Source organism: Pontibacillus sp. HN14 (genome assembly GCF_021129245.1).
In the GTDB taxonomy this organism is placed as follows: domain Bacteria; phylum Bacillota; class Bacilli; order Bacillales; family BH030062; genus Pontibacillus.
Genome location: NZ_JAJOLR010000001.1, coordinates 626,287 through 643,676, shown reverse-complemented (window position 1 = coordinate 643,676; position 17,390 = coordinate 626,287). Strand labels below are relative to the sequence as shown.

Below are 17,390 nucleotides of genomic sequence, written 5' to 3'. Positions count from 1 at the left end.
CTTGACTGCTAGTTCTTATTACTAAACTTTTTGAAATTTTATCGACTACCTTTAATATAAGGAGTTCCGATTGCTTTAGGCGCTTCTGCCCGCCCAATAAATCCAGCTAAGGCAAGAATCGTTAAAACGTAAGGTGCTATTAATAGGAAAACAGACGGAATACTTTCTAATAAAGGAATTCCAGCTGCCACATCGCTTAAGCTTTGAGCGAAACCAAAGAAGAACGCCGCTCCCATTGCGCCTAAAGGATGCCACTTTCCAAAGATCATAGCCGCAAGTGCCATAAATCCTTGCCCGCTAATCGTAGCCCCGGAGAAGTTACCTGTAATCGTCAAAGCGAAGACTCCCCCACCAAGACCAGCGAAAACTCCAGATAAGATGACGCCAATATAACGTGTACGGTACACGTTAATTCCGTTGGTGTCTGCTGCCATAGGGTGTTCCCCTACTGAACGAAGACGAAGTCCAAATGGCGTTTTAAAAATCACGAACCACACTACAAACGCAAGAATAACTGCAAGGTATGAGGTAATATGGTGAGTGAAAAACATTTCTCCTATAATAGGGATATCACTTAAAAGAGGAATGTCTTGTGTATAAATGGGCTGCGAAACTTGACCCGTTTGACCTGCTCCGTAAAGTTCTTGAACTAAGAATAAAGAAACTCCAAGAGCTAGGAAATTAATAGCTACGCCACTAACGACCTGGTCTGCCCTAAATGAAACGGAGGCAACGGCATGAATAATCGCGAAGAGCCCTGACACAATAGCTGCTAATAAAAGGGAGACATAAGGTGTTAAACTACCAAGCGTATCAGCCAACATTAAGTTGCTGACAATAGCCGTGAAAGCACCCATCACCATCAAGCCCTCTAAACCAATATTAACCACGCCTGCACGTTCACTAAATACCCCGCCTAGGGCTGTTAAAATAAGAGGAGCAGCGTAAAAGATCGTAACAGGAATAATCGCTAGTAAAATATCTATGATATTCATTTATTTTTCCTCCCTTTTAACACGTGTTAACGCCCAGCGAATAATATAGCCTGATGCTACAAAGAAAATAATTAGTGCAACAATAATATCAACTAACTCTTTCGGTATATTGGCAACAAGGGGCATGCTTCCAGCTCCATTTTTCAATGTCCCAAATAAGAAAGCTCCAAACACAGACCCTAGAGCTGTGTTACCACCTAAGAGCGCTACGGCAATTCCATCAAATCCGATATTTGTAAAACTTGATTGGACAAACATATTTCCATATGTACCAAGACCTTGCATGGCTCCGGCCACCCCAGCAAATGAACCAGAAATTAAGAAAGAATACACAATATTACGATTCACATTCATACCGGCATAATTAGAAGCATTCTGGTTAAACCCTACGGAACGTAGTTCATATCCTTTAGTGGTTTTTTCTAATATAAACCACATCACAAAAGCAAGTAATAAAGCAATAACTGCCCCCCAATGGAGACGAGAACCTGTTAAATCATAAAACAGCTGTGAAGATAACGATGCTGAATCCGCTACTCGGTCCGTACTATCCAAACGATCAGTTAACACATTACGTATTAATGCGTTACATGTATATAAAGCGATATAGTTCATCATAATCGAAACGATTACTTCATGAACGCCAAAACGTGCTTTTAAAAATCCAGGAACAAATCCCCATAACGCACCAGCTACCGCCGCTGCTAATATGGCAAGAGGAAGATGGATAATCATAGGAGCTTCAAAGGAAATACCAACCCAAACAGAAGCTAACCATCCTACAAATACCTGACCTTCTACACCGATATTAAACAATCCAGTTCTAAAAGCAAACGCAACTGCTATTCCCGATAATATTAAAGGGGCAACCTTTACAATGGTTTCGCCAGTAAAATAGGAATTCCCAAAAGCACCTTCGTATAGGGCGGAATATCCATCTATAGGATTATAGCCGAAGCATAGCATAATGATAGCACCAGCTAATAACCCAAGAATGACTGAAATAATCGGGATTAAAACATTAATAAATCTCTGGTTTGAGAGCATTAGCTTTCACCTGCTTTCTCTTCTACTTGACTACCTGCCATTAATAACCCTAACTCTTGTTCTGTCGTTTCTTCAGGACGAACATTAGCTACGATTTGCCCATCAAACATAATGGCTATTCGATCACTTACATTCATAATCTCTTCTAGTTCAAAGGATAAAAGCAAGACGGCCTTGCCTTTGTCCCGCTCCTCAATCAACTTCTTATGAATGAATTCAATCGCCCCAACATCTAAACCACGAGTCGGTTGTGCAGCAATTAATAAGTCCGGGGAACGGTCCACTTCCCGTCCAATAATAGCTTTTTGCTGATTACCACCAGACAATGCTCTTGCAGGGGTGTGTTCACTCGGTGTACGGACGTCGTATTCTTTAATTAATTTATTTGCTTGTTTATAAATCTCTTTATAATTTAAAATTCCCATAGAAGAGTAGGGTTTTTGATAATAGTTTTGTAGAACCATGTTTTCTCCAATTGGAAAATCAAGTACAAGACCAAACTTATGACGGTCTTGAGGGATATGCGCTACCCCAGATTCTGTTACTTTTCTAGGTTTAAAATGAGTTATGTCTTCATTATTTAATAGAATAGAACCTGATTCTACCTTTCTAAGACCAGCTATCGCTTCAATAAGTTCACTTTGACCGTTACCATCTACCCCAGCTATACCAACGATTTCTCCTGCTTTAACGTCAAGCTGTAATCCTTTTACCATCTCAGCACCACGTGAATCTTTAACTCTAAGATCGGAAATCTTGAGTACATCTCCTTCAGGATGAGCAGGAGTCTTTTCTGTACTAAAGCTAACTTCCCGACCAACCATTAATGATGCAAGTTCTGTTGTAGACGTTTCGCTAACATCGACAGTGCCAATACCTTGACCCTTACGAATAACCGTACATCGATCACATACTTCCATGATTTCTTTTAGTTTGTGTGTAATTAGAATAATAGATTTCCCTTCTTGAATAAGGGTTTTCATAATTTCTATTAATTCATGAATTTCCTGAGGTGTTAAGACCGCTGTTGGCTCGTCTAATATAAGGATATCAGCCCCGCGATAAAGGGTTTTCAAGATCTCCACACGTTGCTGCATTCCAACAGAGATATCTTTAATTTTAGCTGTTGGATCAACTTTCAACCCATAACGTTCTGAAATTTCTTGTACTTCTGCCTCAGCCTTCTTTATGTCTACAGTTCCTGATTTTTTCGGTTCAGAACCTAAAATGATATTTTCTGTAACGCTAAAAGTATCAACAAGCATAAAGTGCTGGTGCACCATTCCAATCCCTAAGTCGTTAGCAATGTTAGGATTCGTGATCTTAACCGGCTTGCCATTAACTCGAATTTCACCTTTTTCAGGTTGATATAACCCAAAAAGAACGTTCATTAAAGTAGATTTTCCTGCACCATTTTCACCCAAGAGTGCATGGATTTCTCCTTTTTTAACTTGAAGATTAATATTATCATTCGCTACAATCCCTGGAAATTCTTTTCGAATGTTTAACATTTCAATAACATAGTCCACTTTATTCACTCCCCCACTTCCATTAGAAAACACGATATCCTTAAATGAATATCGACCCTCTCCTCATGTTCGTCCTAAAACAAACATGTGATTAAAATCAGCAAATGAAAAGGGCCGGTCATCGGATGTCCTTTTCATTTGATGACTTTTTATTAAACGAGGTACAAAAGAGGCTGACTTTCGTAAAAAGATCAGCCTCTTTCGACCCATTCTTATTTCTTACAAGTTGTTTACGTAAGTTTCAAGTTCGTCACGATCTTTTGGAACTTCTACTTCGCCACTTGTAATTTTATCTTTCCATTCTTTAACAGCTTCTTTGATCTCATCAGTGTACGCTTCTTCGTTTGTTTCAGCAACGCTTACTGCGTCATCACTAAGACCATAAGCAATTTGTTCGCCACCAGGGAATTCACCATTCATAGCTTGTTTCGCAACGTCCGCTACAGCGATGTCCACACGTTTGATCATAGATGTAAACGTTACGTTATTGTCGCCAACTTGACCTTCTTCATACTGGTCACGGTCAACACCAATTACCCAAACATCTTCATCTGGATTACTTTGTTTGATGTCTTTAGCCTGGTTAAATACTCCAACACCTGTACCACCAGAAGCGTGGTAGATGACGTCGATTCCACTGTTATACATGTTACTAGCAATTGATTTACCTTTTGCTGGTTGATCAAATCCACCTGCATATTGTACTTCTACTTCGATATCAGGGTTAACGGATTTTGCACCGGCTACGAAGCCTGCTTCGAACTTATTAATAAGGAAACCATCTACTCCACCAACAAACCCAATTTTATCTGTTTTTGTTTTCTTAGCAGCCGCAACACCTACTAGGAATGAACCTTGGTGTTCTTTAAACGTGATGCTTGCAACGTTTGGCTGTTCAACAACATCGTCCACGATAGAAAAATGAGTGTCTGGATTTTGTTTAGCTACATTTTCAATATCATCATGTAACTTATAACCAATTCCATAAACTAAGTTATATCCTTGTTGTACAAGACGATTTAAGTTTGGAGAATAATCAGTTGCTTCATTAGATTGTAAGTATGTGTACTCTTTTCCTTCTTCAAAGTTGTTATCTTCTCCGAACTGCTTAAGACCTTCCCATGCTGATTGGTTAAACGACTTATCGTCTACTCCACCAACATCTGTAACCATAGCAACTGTGAAATCACTATTTCCACCAGATGCATCTTCTGAGGAATCTCCGCCAGAATCAGTGTCTGTCTCTTCTGTATCCTCATTATCAGAACCGCTGTCTGAATCTGTTGAAGCATCATCATCTGAACCACACGCAGCTAACATCATGCCAAGCGCCATTAATAGCGCTAATAATAAAATACGACTTTGTTTCAAATTCATTACCCCCTACGAATTTAAAAAGATTAATAGAATACCAATTATCAAACAAAACGTTTCCCCTTCGGACTCACCACCTCCTTAAATAATCACCCTAAATGTAAGCCCTTACACTCTTTTTCGCAAAACGTGGAATCCAAACGTGTCGGCCCGGAAGTAATTACTCGAATACAATACAGGCTCATCTTCCGTTGTATAATGCATTTGCTTTAACAATAAGAGTGGTTGATCTGGCTCACAATTTAATATTGTAGAGATTCGTTCCTGGTATCCTACTGGTTCAATGAAGGTTACAGCATAACTCACAACTTTTTCACTATACTCTTCCAAAAGCTGAAACATAGAATCTTCTTTATGGACATGTTCTAAAGGAATCAGCCCTTTTGGAATTTTGTCGACACAGTAGACTACCGGTTCTCCGTCGGCTGTTCTGACTCGTTCGACTTTTGCGAATGTTTCGACATGAAAAGGATAAAATTTTTTAACGTCCTCTTCGGTCGCTTCTAACATCTCAGTTGATAAGTACTGACTTCCGGGTTTCATGCCGCCTCTTTCAATCATTTCTGTTACACTAAATAATTCTTCTATACCAGATGAGAAGATTGGTTTAGCGTTAACAAATGTTCCAACTCCGTGACGTCTTGTTACAATGTTCTCTTCCTCTAGTATGCGAAGAGCCTCACGTAATGTCGCCCTGGATACACCTAATAACTTCGATAACTGGAATTCAGAGGGGAGTTTTTCCCTTTCTTTGTATCTCCCATTATCAATATCTTTCTTAATCTGATCGATGACTTGTAAATATAAATGGCGTGTATCTGTTCTTATACTCATATGTAGTTCACTCCAAGCGTTTCCTCTTTTAAGAGATCTGACATCTGACGTTCGACTCATCATATTCGAGATTAATATAACACTTTTATGAGCATAAATAAATAGAATTCTACTATTTTTATCAAAATGTCCTCTTTTCTGACAAAACTAAATATTCAGTTAACGATTGATCACACTGGCATACAAGAGGGTAAACGCTTTCTAGATGCTGTATGACATAAAAAAAAGAAAGACACAATAGTGTCTTTCTTTAAGAAGATATTTCCTCTGAAGATTGTGATACAAGAACCTCTCTCGGTTTACTTCCCTCATATGGTCCTACAATACGCCGATCTTCCATAGCATCAATTAATCTTGCTGCACGAGTATAACCTATTCGGAACCTTCGTTGTAACATAGACACACTTGCGCTTTGCATTTCTAACACTAAAGCTACAGCATCCTCATATAAATCATCATCCACTTCTTGCTTTACTTCACTTTCTTCTTCAGGAATCATTTCTTCCTCATATTGTGCTTTTTGCTGTTCGACACAATGTTCCACAATCCTTTCTACTTCTTCATCAGAAAGGAAAGCCCCTTGAACACGAGTCGGTTTTGAAGAACCAACAGGAATAAATAACATATCTCCCCGGCCGAGTAACTTTTCCGCCCCGCCTGAATCTAAAATAGTACGAGAATCCGTTTGTGAAGATACACTGAACGCAATCCGAGAAGGGATATTTGCTTTTATGACACCTGTAATGACATCTACAGAAGGGCGCTGCGTGGCGATAATTAAATGAATGCCAGCAGCACGAGCCATTTGCGCTAAGCGTGTTATCGCATCTTCCACTTCGTTTGATGCAACCATCATTAAGTCTGCCAGTTCATCTACAAGTACTACAATATAAGGCAGCTGAGGTTGGGTTTCTTCACTTTCAGCGTTATGTTTTCGAATGTGTTCATTGTAACCTTCTATATTTCTTGTCCCGGTATCTGAGAACAATTCATATCTTCTTTCCATTTCTGACACAACTTTTTTAAGTGCACGTGAAGCTTTCTTAGGGTCCGTAACAACAGGAGCTAACAAATGCGGTATTCCATTATATACATTCAGCTCTACTTTTTTCGGATCAATCATCATCATTTTTACTTCATGAGGTTTAGCTCTCATTAAAATACTAGTAATAATTCCGTTTATACACACACTCTTACCACTTCCTGTAGCACCCGCTACTAATAAGTGTGGCATTTTGTTTAATTCAGAAACTATAGCATCACCTGAGATATCTCGCCCTAGGCCAAATAATAGTTTAGAATCTGATTGGTGTTGCTGAGGCTCTAACACCTCTCTTAAACTTACCATAGCTACTTCTTGGTTTGGCACTTCAATACCTACGGCAGATTTCCCCGGTATCGGGGCTTCAATACGAATATCCTTCGCTGCAAGAGCCAAAGCAAGATCATCATGTAAGTTCACAATCTTACTTACTTTTACTCCTACATCAGGATAGACTTCATATTTTGTTACTGATGGCCCTACATGAACTTTGGTTACTTTTGCTTTAACACCAAAACTGTGAAAAGTTTGTTCTAATTTTTTTACTGTAGCTTGAATTTTAGAACGTTCTTGTTGTTGCGTATTTTTTGTGGGTTCAGCTAATAAATTCAAAGATGGCAATTGGTAATCAACGTTTTCCACCTCTGTAAGGGGTAATGATTCAGCTAACCCCTCCTCTTCCGATTTGATGTCTTGAGGACTTTCTTTTGCAGGTTTCTTCTCTTGTGGTTCTTCTTGTTTATAAGCGTTATCCGTAAAGTCCTGAATAATAGGCGAGGAGGTACTTTCTTCTTGTTCAGGAGGTTGAGAAGAAGTTTGTTTACCCTCATTTCCATATTCAATTGGAGCTTCTTCTTTCTCTTCGTCTTGCTTATCTTTTTGGCGCTTTTCTTTATATTGTTCTCTTTGGTCCTTAACAGAAGTCCATTGGTTATTCATGAAGCTTTTCCCTTTATCGAGTGCACTTTTCAACAGATCGCCAAGAGAAATTTCTGTTAAAAAGAGCACCCCAACGATCATGGCAAAGACAGAAACAATCTTTGCACCCGTCGGAGCAAATAAGTAATAGGTAAAAGCAAACAAACTCCCACCAATTAAACCTCCCCCCAATTGTGAAGAGGAAACCTTTCCTTGAATGTAAGCCTGGAAATGGTTCCAGGTAACTTTCAGGATAGACGGTTCAACATTATCCTTCATTACCGCTTCAAAAGTCTGTACATGAGTTAATAATAATATCGCAGCAAACAAAATGTAAAAGCCTACAAAGCGTTTATGTATAAACATAGGCCATTTACGCTGCACCATTAAGTAAATTCCCACTACAAATAAGAATAAAGAGACGATAAAATACCATATACCAAAAAAGAATTGAAATAAGTGCTCTAAACTATTTGGAATAGCGCCACCTGATATAGCACTAGCTCCACTACCAAAAACGGATAAGAATATAAATAAAAGCCCAATGAGCTCAAATTTAACCTGATCTTTTACTTGTGTTTTCTGTTGTTTTTTCTTTTGACGTTTCTTCGCCATTTTTTCACCATCTTTCAAACTAAGGATCTTTAGATATACAATGTCCTTCTTAGCTACAATACTATTTCTCATAAGAGAACAAGAAATCCTGCAACAGCACTCGTTACAGGATTTCTGTTCCAAAGAATGCCTCCTATGGATAAGCAATCCTTCAGTCTATATTATAGCATAAACAATAGCGAACAAATATACCCGTTCCTTAGGACAATAGACCATTTGTAAGGATAGTACCTGGCACATATTGTTGATCGAGGTAATCTTGTGGATCTGTAGATAATAACTGAACTAGTTGATAGGATCCATCATCGAGTTGCTCGACTCTGCACATTTTCCCATTAACTGTCATCGTCATGTGCTTCTCATAACTCATGGCATCATCCTCAATGATGTCGTAATCACTTAGCGGGGTGTAGTGAATCATTGAATCACCTGCTCATCTTGCTTCTTCTTTTCTGATATTAGTTCATTTAGTTTTTTCATGGCGTGGCTAACTCCGCCTACAGCATCAATTAATCCACATTCTACAGCATCGTCACCAATAACGTTCGTCCCAATATCTCTTGTTAGATTGCCTTTAGCAAACATTAAATCCTTGAACTTTTCTTCTGTCACATTGGAGTGATGAGTGACGAAGTTAATCACTCGTTCCTGCATCTTGTCTAAGTATTCAAACGTCTGAGGTACTCCAATGACAAGACCCGTTAAACGTATAGGATGGATCGTCATTGTGGCTGTTTCCGCTATAAACGAGTAGTTTGTGGCAACTGCAATTGGAACGCCTATTGAATGTCCTCCACCTAGTACAATAGAAACAGATGGTTTAGATAAAGAAGCAATCATCTCCGATATAGCAAGACCCGCTTCTACGTCGCCTCCCACTGTATTTAAAAGAACAATAACTCCTTCAATTTTAGGATTTTGTTCAATCGCAATAATTTGCGGTATTAGGTGCTCGTATTTCGTTGTTTTATTCTTAGGAGGAAGCTGCACATGTCCCTCTACCTGACCAATAATAGGTAAAATGTGTATATTTGAATCCGGCGCCGTTGGTACATTCGACTGACCTAGCTGCTGAATTTTCTGCATCAAAGAGGATTGTGAATTTTGATTCTGGTCCTGTTCTTGATCTTGGTCTTGCCCCTTTTTAGGTGTATCTTCATTTCCCATAATAAATCGCTCCTTTCATGATTATTCCTAGTATGAGCGAATGGAAAAAGAAGCATGCACGCTTTAATGAGAACAAAATGATAAAAGTTTTATCAAGTGGATATTCAAACGTGGTTATTTAGATAACTTTTTACTTCGTGTGATGATTCAAGATTGGATTCCTCTCGTTTAGTTAAAAAAGCTCCCTGACTCTAGGCCAGGGAGCTTTTGTCTATTATTATTTTTGGAAAGGTGCTAGCGCTTCTGATAAGCGATTACGCTCCTCTGCTGTGAGAGGAATAAGCGGAAGGCGAACGCCCCCTACATCTAACCCTTTCATTTGAAGTGCTGTCTTTACAGGTGTTGGCGATGGCGCCATAAAGCATGCATTCATGACCGGTAATAGCTGCTGGTGAAGCGCTGCTGCTTTCACAGAGTCACCTTCACGCAGTTCATGAATCATTTCTTGCATTTCGTTTCCAACAACATGGGCAGAAACGGATACAATTCCATTTGCACCGATCGCGACAGAAGGAAGCGTTAAGCTATCTTCACCACTGTAGACACTAAAATCGTCGCTTGTTTTAGAAATCAACTCTGTCATCGCATCTAAGTCACCACTTGCGTCTTTAACAGATACAATGTTGTCGACTGTCGATAGGCGTACGATGGTGTCTACATCCATATTCACAACAGAACGCCCAGGAATATTATAAAGCATTACAGGAAGGGAGGTTTCTTTAGCGATTGAGCTAAAGTGTTGGTAAAGACCTTCCTGGCTAGGTTTGTTGTAATAAGGGGCTACTAGCATAATTCCATCTACGCCCGTTTGTTCTGCTTTTTTCGTTAACTCTATAGAAGCGTGTGTATTGTTGCTACCAGTACCCGCAATGACTGGAACACGATGGTCTACCACGCTTACAACATGTTTACATAGTGCAATTTTTTCTTCTGCCGTTAGTGTGGGTGATTCGCCTGTTGTCCCGGCGATTACAAGACCATCAGAGCCATTATCGATTAAGTAGTTGACGAGCTGCGTTGTTTTCTCAAGATCTAGGTTGCCACGATTGTCAAAAGGAGTCACCATGGCTGTCATAATGTTTCCAAAGTTCATAAACGAATGCTCCTTTCTTAATTATTCGTTTAATTGTAGTTCAAATGTTTTATGAAGAGCATTAACCGCTTCTTTTAGGTCCTCCTCTTTTACAAGGACCCATATGGTAGTATGACTATCTGCTGATTGTAAAATTTGAACACCGGCTGTTGTAAGGGTGTGAACAATTCTTGCAGCAATACCTGGTACCCCTGTAATGCCTGCACCTACTGTAGAAACTTTGGCACAGTTGTGGGTAATTTCAGGCTCATACCCTAATGCTTCTAATATTTCTCTAGCTTTGGTCGTATAAACATCCGGTATGGTGTAAACGACACCTTTTGGAGAAATATTAATAAAGTCTACAGATATTCCTGCTTCAGCCATTGATTTAAAGACCTCTGACTGAAGTTGGTATGGCTCATCTTTAGCAAATACTTTAATTTGTGCAATACCAGACAGATGTGCAATCCCTGTTACAGGACGATCAGGAATGTCCTTACCTCTTCCATCATGTCTCGATTGCGTTACAAGAGTCCCAAATTCATCTGAATAGGTAGAGCGAACTCGAATTGGTACTTTCGCTTGCATAGCAATTTCGACTGCCCTTGGGTGTATAACTTTAGCTCCTTGATAAGCCAAATTTACAATCTCGTTATAAGTCATGACCTTTAAAGGTCTTGCTGTCTCCACAATTCTTGGATCCGCTGTCATAATCCCTTCTACATCCGTAAAGATATCAATATATTCAGCTTCAAGAGCCGCTCCAAGAGCTGCAGCGGATGTATCGCTCCCTCCCCGGCCAATCGTTGTAATATCACCTGATTCCGTTTGTCCCTGGAATCCTGCCACCACAACGACATCAGAGTATTGAAGCTCTTGGGTAATACGCTCAGGGTTCATTGCACGGATTTTTGCTTCGGTAAAGTCATTGCTCGTAACAAAACCAGCCTGAGCTCCGGTTAAAGCAACGGAACTAACGCCAACATTTTGCAACTCATTCGAGAATACGACTGAAGAGATGACTTCCCCGCAAGAAGTCAATAAGTCTTGTTCTCGTTTTGAAGAACGAGTATGAGGAAAATCGATCAGTTCTAAAAGACTGTCTGTTGCATAAGGATCGCCTTTACGTCCCATCGCAGATACAACAACGACTACTTTATAACCTTCTGCCCGAGCCTTTTGAACATGGGCAATCGCTTTTTCACGACTCTGTTCATCCTTTACCGAAGTGCCTCCAAATTTTTGAACTAAAATCTTCATACGGACACCTCTAATTTACTAATTCTTGTTGTACCACCTTTTATGGCTTCATAAAGCGATATAAAGGTGTTTTCTTAAGTTTTATGAGGGCTCAACAAGCTTAAGACGGCAGTCAACGTGGCTTTGCTTCGCTTTCTGCCGCCCTTCTCATGAGTCTAGCTTACTTGTTTAGCCATTGATTTTTCACTAAACTCTCTGCAATCTGCACAGAGTTCCATGCTGCCCCCTTAAGTAGGTTATCAGAAACAACCCACATATGGAAGCCACGAGATTGATCTAAGTCTTTGCGAATGCGCCCAACAAATACATCGCGTTTGCCCTCAGCACTTTGCGGTGTAGGGTATACTTGATTTGTTGGATCATCTTCTAATACCAATCCAGGCGCATTGGCAATTGCTTCTTTCAACGCTTCAACGGTAACATCCTTTTGATCTACCTCAATATAAACACTTTCGGCGTGTGAAGTAAAGAATGGAAGTCGAACACAAGTTGCCGCTACTGGAAGTTCACTCATGTGCATGATTTTCTTCGTTTCATTAATCATTTTCATTTCTTCGAATGTATATCCATTATCCTGAAATTTATCAATTTGAGGAAGGGCATTGAAGGCAATTGGATAATGATGCTCATCTCCGCCAACTGGTAAAATCTCAGCCTTCATTTCTTCACCATTTAGATAAGCTTCTGACTGAGCTCGCAATTCATCATTGGCCTGATTACCAGCACCAGAAACTGCTTGATAGGTCGACACAATAACGCGATTTAAGCCGTATAAATTACGGATTGGTTCAAGAGCTGCCACCATTTGGATAGTGGAACAGTTTGGGTTCGCAATAATACCATTGTGATTAGCAATGTCTTCATTATTCACTTCTGGTACGACAAGCGGTACATCTGGATCCATGCGATAAGCACTTGTGTTATCAACCACAACCGCTCCTCTTTTAACCGCTTCAGGTGCTAATGATTTTGAAATAGATCCGCCTGCTGAGAATAGAGCGATATCCACTCCTTCAAAACTCTCAGGTGTTGCTTCTTGCACGGTTATTTCTGTATCTTGAAAGCGCACACGTTTTCCAGCTGAGCGCTTAGATGACAACAACGTTAAGGTTTCAATTGGGAAATTACGATCGGCTAATGTTTCGATCATCTTTTCTCCTACTGCCCCTGTTGCTCCGACAACTGCTACATGATATTTTTTGGTTTCGACCATAGTATGTTCTCCCTTCGTCCTTACGTTTTCTCTATATCTATAAAAAGATTAATTTATATTCTACCACAACCTCAAATCCTCAAGATACCTAAATCTATTACGATCTTTCAATTATTACAGGTTGGACCTGCTTATATTCCAGTGCTGCTTCAATTGTTTCCACGAGTGAATCCATACGAGCTACCATGGAATTTGGTTTTTTTACTGGATCATCCTGCCCATACGGTACAAAGAAGATATTCTTTGTTGCCATAAGCCTCATTAAATTGACTCCATTCAACCCTAAAGCGTCATTGGTGGAAATCGCTAATACCACAGGACTTTGATTTCTCAGTGTAGCCTTTGCGGCCATGAGTACAGGACTATCTGTTAAAGCATTTGCCATTTTACTCATAGAATTTCCGGTTAACGGAGCAATAACCATACAATCTAGAGGGCGCTTAGGACCAAGTGGCTCAGCCTCAGGTATAGTTGAAATCAATTTCTCTCCTGTGATCTCCTCTATTTTCTTCAAGTGTTCAGCTGCTTCACCGAAATACGTATCTGTTTTTTGAACTGTATAAGACACAACAGGTACCACAGTAGCCCCAAGATCCATCAGCTTTTGCATTTGCGGAAAAACTTCTGAATAGGTACAATGTGATCCCGTTAAACCAAAACCAATTGTTTTCCCCTTAAGTGACATACTTTATGAACTCCCTTCACCTAATTTTTCTATAATAATCTGAGTCACCACATTCGCCAAAATATTACCTGCCGTCTTTGGAGCCACTATCCCAGGTAAGCCAGGCGCCAAAAGGGCTTTTACACCTCGCTTTTCAGCATAGCGAAAATCTGTCCCCCCAGGTTTTGATGCCAAATCAATGATCAATGTGTGCGTAGGCATGGTTTGTATGACACTCGCTGTCACAACATGAGCTGGAATTGTATTAATCACAATATCGCTATCTTGCGTATGTTGTTTGATGTCCTTCATGGGAAACGGAGTGAGTCCCATTTCGGATATACGAGCAAGATCCTCAGACTTTCTAGCACCTACCTTGACATGAGCCCCAAGAGCAGCAAACACCCTTGCCACACTCATTCCGACCCTTCCTAGCCCAAGGACCGTAACTTTAGAAGAATGAATAGTAAAGTCCGTATGTTGGATGGCCATCATGATAGTGCCTTCCACAGTGGGAATTGAGTTAAAAATCGCAACATCATTTCGATCAAATAAAGGAATTAAAGTCCTCTTCGTTTCTTCTGCAATACCAGTTAAATATTTATTTGTTATCCCAGTAAAGATTAAGCAATGTTTAGGTGTCTTCATTAACCATTCCTTAGTTAATGAAAGGGATTGATTTGAAAAAATCGTATCAATTTTCCCATCTGAATTTGTTCCTGGCACTGGTAGAATGACTGCATCAAGATTACTCGGGTCCACTTCATCGAAATCGACTTGTTTGGCACCCGTAAATCCATGATCCAGTTGATCGAAACCTGTTAGAATTAAGGTCGCATCCCATTCACTGAGCCTGCGAATTACCTCTAATTGCCTCGCATCTCCACCTAAAATTCCAATTGTATATCCAGTTAGCATTCCATTCACCTCGCCTTGCAAGGAATTATATCTCGTGATTCTCTCCTATCCTATGAGGGGTGAAATCGAATGGTGAATGTCTTATGTAAAACATCTTTGTTTCCAAAATGTCAGTGCCTTTTCAGTGATCCTTAAAAATAAAAAACCACTCCTGAGTATAAAAACTCAAGGAGTGGTTCTTTACATATATCTAATGTTTGAGTGTTACTCTTTTGGGTCGATGATAATCATGTCATCTCCGATTTTTTGTATGTCAGACCACCGAAGTTTAACCTCATCGCCTTCTTTCTTCATCCCAAACCATTTATAATTGGGGATGATGAAGGAATGGATGTTTCCGGTGTTTGGATCGATTTCTAGATCCGTTTGTCCTAAAACGCCAAGCCTAGAACCGTGTCTGACGTCTACGATCTCTTTCCCACTTAGTTCACGATATCTCATTTTCATCGCTCCTTTATACATGTGTATGTGTATATGGAACATGGTATGAGCTACCTATTCTTCAATCGGTGAAATGATGGAAGATGAATGTTGGCCTTTAAATACAGCTTTTAGCACGTGATCCACAGAATCATGAGTTACACTGTCAATTTGTGTGACCATTTCATCTAATGTTCGGTGACGACCAAGCATGAGCTCATTCTTACCATTTCGACTCATTCGGCTGTTTGTACTTTCAAGACCAAGCATAATACTACCTTTTAATTGCTCTTTACTATTTTCTAACTCTTTATTCGTTAACCCATCACGAATAAATTCATTTACTGTCTGGTCAATAGTTTCTTGAAGAACGCCAAGTTGGTCTTTGCCTGTGCCACCATAAATCGTTAACAACCCACTGTCCGCGTGGGAACTATGGTAAGAAAAGATAGAATAAGCTAAGCCTCGTTGTTCCCGTACTTCCTGGAATAATCGAGAACTCATACTTCCGCCTAGAACGTTATTCAATACAACTAAACTGAATACGCGATCATCGCCAATTGGAAGACCATCGTAGCCCAGACAAAGATGAGCTTGCTCTGTGTCTTTCTTACGGCGAATCGCTCCCGTTTGAAAGACAGGCTTTTCAAATGGATCTGGTGTGTGATTACTTTGATAAGAGCCAAAGTGATCCTCAACTTCTTTAAAGAAAGACTCATCCACATTACCTGCTACAGAAACAACGACATTTTCTGGGATATATTGCTGATCTAAATAAGACCGCAGCGATTCCGGTGCAAACGACTTTAGCGTATCTTCCGTACCTAGGATTGGATATCCTAACGGATGATTGCCGTATGTAGCTTGCGCTAACAGATCATGTACAATGTCATCCGGAGTATCTTCATACATCTTAATCTCTTCAAGAACTACTTTCTTCTCACGATCCATTTCTGTTTCGTCGAAAGTGGAATTAAAGAACATATCAGATAAAATATCTAATGCTTTTTTAGCATGAGTATCTAACACTTTCGCATAGTAACACGTGTATTCCTTTGAAGTGAATGCATTCACTTGACCACCTATAGAATCGAAGCTCTCAGCTATATCACGCGCAGAACGCGTTTTAGTACCCTTAAAGAACATATGTTCAATAAAATGGGAGACCCCATTGTTGTGCTCATTTTCATTTCTTGATCCTGTTTTCACCCATACTCCGATAGTAACAGAACGGACATTTGGGATTTCCTCCAATACAATTCTTAGTCCATTGGAGCAAGTATATTTTTTTACCAAAGGTCATCCTCCTAAATTTAGCGCTTGTTTGATGGAACGTTACTGTAACCGCTCTTCATCTAACATTCTGCTGACTGTATCTATTGTATAGCCTTTTTGTTTAATTTTCAAAATCAGGTTGTTTAATCCACTTTGAACCGAGGTTGTTGGATGCATTAAAACAAATGAACCGCCTTCTAATTTATTCATTACCCTATTTACCATTACCTCTGGAGCTGGTTTTTTCCAATCTATTGTATCAACGGTCCATAGAATCGTCTCCATCCCTAACTCATCAGCATGTTTAACAACCTCATCTGTCCAGCTTCCGCTTGGGGGGGCAAACCACTTTGGCTTCTCTCCGGTAATAGCTTGAAGAATATCATTTGTTTGTTTGATTTGCTTTTGAATTTCTTCAGAAGAGATTTTCGCCATATCTGGATGATTATACGCATGATTGCCTATTTCATGACCTTCATCTTTAATCATCTTGACCAGGTCTACATTTTTATTCGCCCATTTCCCCTCTATAAAAAATGTAGCTTTAACATTATTCTTTTTCAGTATGTTTAAGATATCAGGAATATATTCCTCTCCCCATGAAACGTTAATATTTAAAGAAACCACATGTTTATCTGGGTGACCTCTAAATATGGGAGCTGCAGGCAAATCCTCTAGAGAAACTTCCGGTTTTATTTGTTTATAAACCAGTTCCTTTTCTACAAACTTCCCCTTTTTCTTCATCTTTTTATAAGATTTCTCCACGTCTACCACGATCCCATTAAGTCCAGGCATCTTCTTCCACACTTGATGAATCACTGCATTTTGAGCAGGTTTTTCATATTCTTTAGCCTTCTCCTCAATTTCTTGATAGAGCTTATTATCTGTATTCGAAACAGGTGTTGCTTGACTTTTCATGCTCATCAAATAAGAAGAGGAATAAGGATTCTCAAACGCCTTATAAGAAACAAGCACCATACAAACAAACACCACAATCGGCACAAACCGCCTCATCACCACCACTCCCCTCTACCACAACCTATG

General features: G+C 39.7%; 16 protein-coding genes. All 16 read right to left on the bottom strand.

The window, feature by feature from the left end:
* Nucleotides 1-38: 38 nt before the first annotated feature.
* Nucleotides 39-995: an ABC transporter permease gene (locus LQ226_RS03260; RefSeq protein ID WP_231416402.1), complete on the bottom strand. Its 957-nt coding sequence runs from the start codon at nt 993-995 to the stop codon at nt 39-41.
* Nucleotides 996-2,042 carry an ABC transporter permease gene (locus LQ226_RS03255; RefSeq protein WP_231416401.1) on the bottom strand — a complete coding sequence of 349 codons (1,047 nt, stop codon included), beginning with the start codon at nt 2,040-2,042 and terminating at the stop codon, nt 996-998.
* Nucleotides 2,042-3,571 (bottom strand): ABC transporter ATP-binding protein, encoded by a 1,530-nt coding sequence (locus tag LQ226_RS03250; RefSeq protein WP_231416400.1) that lies wholly within the window; start codon nt 3,569-3,571, stop codon nt 2,042-2,044. Before LQ226_RS03250 ends, LQ226_RS03255 begins: the two co-directional genes overlap by 1 nt.
* Before the next feature lie 219 nt (nt 3,572-3,790).
* The gene (locus LQ226_RS03245) at nt 3,791-4,948 is read right to left on the bottom strand and encodes a BMP family lipoprotein (protein ID WP_231416399.1); all 1,158 of its coding nucleotides are present in this window, start codon (nt 4,946-4,948) and stop codon (nt 3,791-3,793) included.
* A gap of 105 nt (nt 4,949-5,053) precedes the next feature.
* A complete protein-coding gene (locus tag LQ226_RS03240) occupies nt 5,054-5,779 on the bottom strand; it encodes a GntR family transcriptional regulator (RefSeq protein WP_231416398.1) in 726 nt (241 codons plus the stop codon).
* A gap of 250 nt (nt 5,780-6,029) precedes the next feature.
* A complete protein-coding gene (locus LQ226_RS03235; protein ID WP_231417559.1) occupies nt 6,030-8,354 on the bottom strand; it encodes a DNA translocase FtsK in 2,325 nt (774 codons plus the stop codon).
* A 199-nt stretch (nt 8,355-8,553) separates the two neighbouring features.
* Nucleotides 8,554-8,775: a YlzJ-like family protein gene (locus LQ226_RS03230; RefSeq protein WP_231416397.1), complete on the bottom strand. Its 222-nt coding sequence runs from the start codon at nt 8,773-8,775 to the stop codon at nt 8,554-8,556.
* A complete protein-coding gene (locus LQ226_RS03225; RefSeq protein ID WP_370635420.1) occupies nt 8,772-9,521 on the bottom strand; it encodes a ClpP family protease in 750 nt (249 codons plus the stop codon). The genes LQ226_RS03230 and LQ226_RS03225 overlap by 4 nt, the downstream gene beginning before the upstream one ends.
* A gap of 217 nt (nt 9,522-9,738) precedes the next feature.
* On the bottom strand, nt 9,739-10,614 hold the full coding sequence (gene dapA, locus LQ226_RS03220) for a 4-hydroxy-tetrahydrodipicolinate synthase (RefSeq protein WP_231416396.1): 876 nt from the start codon (nt 10,612-10,614) through the stop codon (nt 9,739-9,741).
* 21 nt (nt 10,615-10,635) lie between these two features.
* Nucleotides 10,636-11,856, bottom strand: coding sequence for an aspartate kinase (dapG, locus tag LQ226_RS03215; protein WP_231416395.1), 1,221 nt, complete (start codon nt 11,854-11,856; stop codon nt 10,636-10,638).
* Nucleotides 11,857-12,016: 160 nt separating this feature from the next.
* Entirely contained in the window at nt 12,017-13,069 is a 1,053-nt protein-coding gene (asd, locus tag LQ226_RS03210) for an aspartate-semialdehyde dehydrogenase (protein ID WP_231416394.1), read from the bottom strand.
* Between the two features lie 97 nt (nt 13,070-13,166).
* Nucleotides 13,167-13,754 carry a dipicolinate synthase subunit B gene (locus tag LQ226_RS03205; protein WP_231416393.1) on the bottom strand — a complete coding sequence of 196 codons (588 nt, stop codon included), beginning with the start codon at nt 13,752-13,754 and terminating at the stop codon, nt 13,167-13,169.
* 3 nt (nt 13,755-13,757) lie between these two features.
* Nucleotides 13,758-14,651: a dipicolinic acid synthetase subunit A gene (dpaA, locus tag LQ226_RS03200; RefSeq protein ID WP_231417557.1), complete on the bottom strand. Its 894-nt coding sequence runs from the start codon at nt 14,649-14,651 to the stop codon at nt 13,758-13,760.
* 204 nt (nt 14,652-14,855) lie between these two features.
* Complete coding sequence (locus tag LQ226_RS03195; RefSeq protein WP_231416392.1) at nt 14,856-15,092, bottom strand: YlmC/YmxH family sporulation protein; 237 nt, start codon at nt 15,090-15,092, stop codon at nt 14,856-14,858.
* Nucleotides 15,093-15,146: 54 nt separating this feature from the next.
* A complete protein-coding gene (locus LQ226_RS03190) occupies nt 15,147-16,367 on the bottom strand; it encodes a M16 family metallopeptidase (protein ID WP_231416391.1) in 1,221 nt (406 codons plus the stop codon).
* 39 nt (nt 16,368-16,406) lie between these two features.
* The gene (locus LQ226_RS03185; protein WP_231416390.1) at nt 16,407-17,360 is read right to left on the bottom strand and encodes a polysaccharide deacetylase family protein; all 954 of its coding nucleotides are present in this window, start codon (nt 17,358-17,360) and stop codon (nt 16,407-16,409) included.
* Nucleotides 17,361-17,390: the final 30 nt, after the last annotated feature.

Excerpts from the sequence above, each read along its gene's own strand:
- LQ226_RS03260 (WP_231416402.1), bottom strand. The coding sequence starts at position 995 with ATGAATATCATAGATATTTTACTAGCGATTATTCCTGTTACGATCTTT.
- LQ226_RS03255 (WP_231416401.1), bottom strand. The coding sequence starts at position 2,042 with ATGCTCTCAAACCAGAGATTTATTAATGTTTTAATCCCGATTATTTCA.
- LQ226_RS03245 (WP_231416399.1), bottom strand. The coding sequence starts at position 4,948 with ATGAATTTGAAACAAAGTCGTATTTTATTATTAGCGCTATTAATGGCG.
- LQ226_RS03240 (WP_231416398.1), bottom strand. The coding sequence starts at position 5,779 with ATGAGTATAAGAACAGATACACGCCATTTATATTTACAAGTCATCGAT.
- LQ226_RS03235 (WP_231417559.1), bottom strand. The coding sequence starts at position 8,354 with ATGGCGAAGAAACGTCAAAAGAAAAAACAACAGAAAACACAAGTAAAA.
- LQ226_RS03230 (WP_231416397.1), bottom strand. The coding sequence starts at position 8,775 with ATGATTCACTACACCCCGCTAAGTGATTACGACATCATTGAGGATGAT.
- LQ226_RS03225 (WP_370635420.1), bottom strand. The coding sequence starts at position 9,521 with ATGGGAAATGAAGATACACCTAAAAAGGGGCAAGACCAAGATCAAGAA.
- dapA (WP_231416396.1), bottom strand. The coding sequence starts at position 10,614 with ATGAACTTTGGAAACATTATGACAGCCATGGTGACTCCTTTTGACAAT.
- dapG (WP_231416395.1), bottom strand. The coding sequence starts at position 11,856 with ATGAAGATTTTAGTTCAAAAATTTGGAGGCACTTCGGTAAAGGATGAA.
- asd (WP_231416394.1), bottom strand. The coding sequence starts at position 13,069 with ATGGTCGAAACCAAAAAATATCATGTAGCAGTTGTCGGAGCAACAGGG.
- LQ226_RS03205 (WP_231416393.1), bottom strand. The coding sequence starts at position 13,754 with ATGTCACTTAAGGGGAAAACAATTGGTTTTGGTTTAACGGGATCACAT.
- dpaA (WP_231417557.1), bottom strand. The coding sequence starts at position 14,651 with ATGCTAACTGGATATACAATTGGAATTTTAGGTGGAGATGCGAGGCAA.
- LQ226_RS03195 (WP_231416392.1), bottom strand. The coding sequence starts at position 15,092 with ATGAGATATCGTGAACTAAGTGGGAAAGAGATCGTAGACGTCAGACAC.
- LQ226_RS03185 (WP_231416390.1), bottom strand. The coding sequence starts at position 17,360 with ATGAGGCGGTTTGTGCCGATTGTGGTGTTTGTTTGTATGGTGCTTGTT.